This is a genomic window from Mycobacterium sp. (genome assembly GCF_032162105.1).
Classification (GTDB): Bacteria; Actinomycetota; Actinomycetes; order Mycobacteriales; family Mycobacteriaceae; genus Mycobacterium.
On the sequence record NZ_JAVRPS010000631.1, the window covers coordinates 1 to 4,263 of the forward strand.

Below are 4,263 nucleotides of genomic sequence, written 5' to 3' on the forward strand. Positions count from 1 at the left end.
GAATTGGTACGGCGGCACGATCATCGACGACATCGTGCCGGGGCACACGGGCAAGGGGGCCGACTTCCGCTTGGCCGAAGTCAAGTACGCCGACTACCCGGGTATCTACCACATGGTGGAGATCGACCCTCGCGACTGGGAGTATCTGCCCGACATCCCCGCCGGCGCAGACTCGGTCAACATCGACGCGGCAACCGAGGAGTGGCTCGCCAACGCCGGCTACATCATTGGGCGCCTACAGCGAGTCATCTTCTATGCCGAAGGGGTCAAGGAGACCAACTGGAGCGCGACCCGTGCAGTCGTGGGCGTCGACGGTGTCGAACGGCGTTGGGTCTATCTGCACTACTTCAAAGACGGTCAACCATCGATCAACTGGTTGGATCCGACCTTTGCCGGTATGCGTCTGGTCATCGGCGACGCGCTGCATTCCCTGACCGACCTGGGCTCAGGCGGTTTGCGTCTCGACGCCAACGGCTTCCTCGGCGCTGAAAAGTCCGCCGCAGAAGACAACCCCGCCTGGTCCGAGGGCCATCCCTTGTCCGAGGCAGCCAACCACCTGATCGCCAGCATGGTACGCAAACTTGGCGGTTTCACCTTCCAGGAACTCAATCTCACGATCGACGACATCCGCCAGAACGGTGAGGCCGGCGCCGACCTGTCCTACGACTTCATCAACCGGCCCGCCTATCACCACGCCCTCGCCACCGCCGATACCGAGTTCCTGCGGCTGACACTGCGGACGACGTTGGAACTGGGTGTTGATCCCGCCTCGCTCGTTCATGCACTCCAGAATCACGACGAACTGACCTACGAACTAGTGCACTGGTCCACCGGCCACAGAGACGACGTCTTCGGCTACAAGGGAGAGGAACTCACGGGCGAACAGATCGGCGACAGTGTGCGGCGCGATCTCAGCGAGCGGCTGACCGGCAACGCCGCACCCTACAACTTGGTCTTCACCACGAACGGCATCGCCTGCACCAGCGGCACGGTCATCGCCGCGACACTGGGCATCACCGACCTAGATGACATCGATGACATCGATGACATCCGGCGATCGCACCTTCTCCTGGTGATGTTCAACGCGCTGCAGCCCGGTGTCTTCGCTCTCTCGGGATGGGATCTGTGCGGAATGCTCACCCTGCCGGCGAGTGAGGTGACCGACCTGTTGAGCGGTGGCGACACCCGTTGGATTCACCGCGCCGCCCACGATCTGATGGGAGTGAACCCACAGGCGACGAAGTCGACCGCTGGCATGCCGCGGGGCCGCAGTCTCTATGGTTCCATTCCAGAGCAGTTGGCCGACGAGACCAGCTTCGTGCGGCAGCTACAGGCCATCCTGCGGGTCCGCGATCACTACGGCATCGCCACCAGTCGGCAGATCGACATCCCGGAAGTGTCGCACCGGGCGATGCTCGTGCTGGTACACCAACTAGCCGAACCAGGTCGCCAACAGCTGACCGTACTGAACTTCGCCAACGAGCAGATCGCCGGGACGGTGCGCTCCGAGCAACTCCCACCGGGTGCGACGGTGACGGACGCGTTTACCGGTAGCGAAGTTGCCACCATCGATGACCTACACAGCTTCGGCGTCGACATGGCACCCCATCATGGAATGTGCCTAATCGTCGAGCAGTCCGCGGACGTCTGACGATCGGCCCGGTCCTGGTGAGGTGACGACTCTTCCGGTATCGCCGCCCACCGTCGGCCGGCCCAGCTCGCCGCCGACGATCAGGTCTGCGCGCAACCACGGCTGATGGACGGTCAAGAACGAATTCTCCTGCGCCATCCAATCATCGACGAACTCTGCGCTGTCCACTCCCTTGGCGATGACGCGCCGACGCGCGACCTCCTCGCGGACGTGCACCCAAACCATGGCGTCGAACCAGGGTTCCAGGTCGCGGCTGCACGTTCCCACTCCCTCTACGATCACCACCGCGGTGGCCGCAGGGACGTTGATCGCCCCCGGCCGGTCACGCGCTACCCACGCCTCTGGGCGGTAGGCGATTGGTGGCCCGTTGCGCCGAAGCGGAGCCAGGATCCGCTCGGCCAGCACCTGGCCCCAGTCGAAGAATGAGTGATGCCAGGCCAGGTCATCGGTATGAATTGCGCATACGTCGTCCGCGAGGCCGGCCAGTCCGTCCGCGAGTGTCGACTTGCCGGACCCGCTGTGCCCGTCGATGCCGATCAGAGTAATCAATCCGGGCCCGCCGTACCCCCGCAGCTGTTCCAGCACGTCGTGGTGGCGACGAATGCTCCACTGTGCGATGTTCGGTGCGATCTCGGGATGGGCCATACGTCCTTTCCAAGGTAGGCGACGCGATCCGTTTCACTCAGTCGATGGCAGATCCGCCAGCAGACGCTGGGTGTACTCGTGCGCGGGATGGTCGAGGACTTGATCGACGAGGCCGTGCTCGACGATGACACCATCGCAGAGGACCACCACGTCTTGGGCGATGCTGCGCACCACCGCCAGATTGTGGGTGATGAAGACCATCGACAGCCCACGATCGGATTGCATCTGGCGCAGCTGTTCGACCAGTAACGCTTGCACCGAAACGTCTAGCGCCGAGGTGATCTCGTCGCAGACCATCACCTCTGGATCCACGATGAGAGCGCGCGCCACGGCCACGCGTTGCCGCTCGCCACCGGACAACTGCTGCGGCAGGCGCTCGGCGTACTCGGTCGACAAGGCGACTGTCTGCAGGATCTCGTTCACCTTGCGGTCGCGTTCGGATCGGGAAAGGTCGAAGAAATGGCGTAGCGGTTCTTCCAGATTCTGGCGCACCGTCATTCGCGGATCCAAAGAACCATACGGGTTTTGGAACACATACTGCAGAGTCCTACGATGCTCCTTACTACGACGCTGCGGATCCGAACTGAGCTTGACGCCGGACAATTCGACGTCACCCGTCCAGTCGGAGTGCAGTCCGACGAGCGAGCGGGCCAGTGTCGTCTTGCCCGAACCGGATTGTCCAACGACCGCCGTACACCGGCCCGCCTTCACGTCGAAGCAGACGTTGCGAAGCACGTCGAGGGGGCCATAACGGGCGGCGAGGTTGCGAACCACGAGCACCGCGTCAACGTCTCGCGAAAGCACTGGAACTGGTTGCTTGGCCTGATCCACCGATACGGGCGGTTCGGGAAACAGACACCTCACCCAATGAGGCTGAACGTCCCCGAGGTCACGCAACGCCGGCAGTTCCTCGCGGCATTCATCCTGGACGGATCCACACCGTTCGGCGAAGGAACAGCCTTGGGGCCAGCGCCCCGGCCGTGGTGGCCTGCCTTCGATGCCGACCAGGATCTCGCTGCGGGCGGAGCTGGGGACGGCCTTGAGCAGACCAACGGCGTACGGGTGACGAGCGCCGCGAAAGATGGCTTCGGTGGCAGCGTGCTCGACGAGGCGACCGGCATAGAGCACCGCGGTCTGGTCGGCAAGCTGTGCGACCACCGCCAGGTCGTGGCTGACGTACACCGAGGTCACCTGGTGTTCGACCGTCATCTGCCGCACGGTCTCCAGAACTCGCCGTTGTGTCGTGACGTCGAGGCCCGTGGTGGGTTCGTCCAGAACGATCACACGCGGCCGGCAACTGAATGCCATGGCGATTCCGACGCGCTGCTGCTGACCACCCGACATCTGGTGGGGATAGCTGTTGAGGAATGCGTCCGTGGCCGGCAGGCCGACCTCCTCCATCAACTGCGTCACCCGCTCGTCGACCGTCTCGTGTTCGAGGGAGTCGCCATGGATGATGATCGCTTCGCGCAGTTGCCTGCCAACCCGTAGCGCCGGGTTGAGGCCACTTGCGGGATCTTGGGGCACGTACGCCACGAGTCGGCCGCGGGCGCCCTGCAGATCCTTGCCGCGTAGCTCCAAGATGTCGACGCCGCCGATGCACACCCGGCCCGCCGCGATGCGCAGCCCCTTTCGCGCCAACCCGAGAAGCGCCACACCGACGGTGCTCTTGCCAGAGCCGGATTCCCCCACCAGCCCAAGGACTTGGCCGGGCGCCACCCGAAACGAGATGTCTTCGACTACAGGTGTTCCGCGCACGTCCGTGACGACGGTCAACCCCTCGACGACGAGCCCGTCCCCGGTCGGCGGTGCGGTCTCCCTGGGGAGAGTGGCAAGTTCGGGCAGATCTGTCATGCTTTCGTCAACTCCAATGCCGTAGCCACCGGTACCTCTTCACCGTCTTCGCCGCCAAAGGCCACCCGCGCCAGTGCATCCGCGAAGACGTTGGTCCCCACCGCCAGGATCGC

3 protein-coding genes are annotated in these 4,263 nt (G+C 63.9%); 1 reads left to right on the plus strand and 2 read right to left on the minus strand.

The features are described 5' to 3' along the window. The coding region (locus QOC69_RS32025; protein ID WP_526446523.1) for a maltose alpha-D-glucosyltransferase at window positions 1-1,651 on the plus strand (1,651 nt) is incomplete at its 5' end. On the opposite strand, the gene QOC69_RS32030 is transcribed toward QOC69_RS32025, so the two are convergent. Further along, complete coding sequence (locus tag QOC69_RS32030) at window positions 1,622-2,296, minus strand: uridine kinase family protein (RefSeq protein WP_526446524.1); 675 nt, start codon at window positions 2,294-2,296, stop codon at window positions 1,622-1,624. The genes QOC69_RS32025 and QOC69_RS32030 overlap by 30 nt on opposite strands. A gap of 33 nt (window positions 2,297-2,329) precedes the next feature. Continuing rightward, window positions 2,330-4,150: an ABC transporter ATP-binding protein gene (locus QOC69_RS32035; RefSeq protein ID WP_526446525.1), complete on the minus strand. Its 1,821-nt coding sequence runs from the start codon at window positions 4,148-4,150 to the stop codon at window positions 2,330-2,332. Window positions 4,151-4,263: the final 113 nt, after the last annotated feature.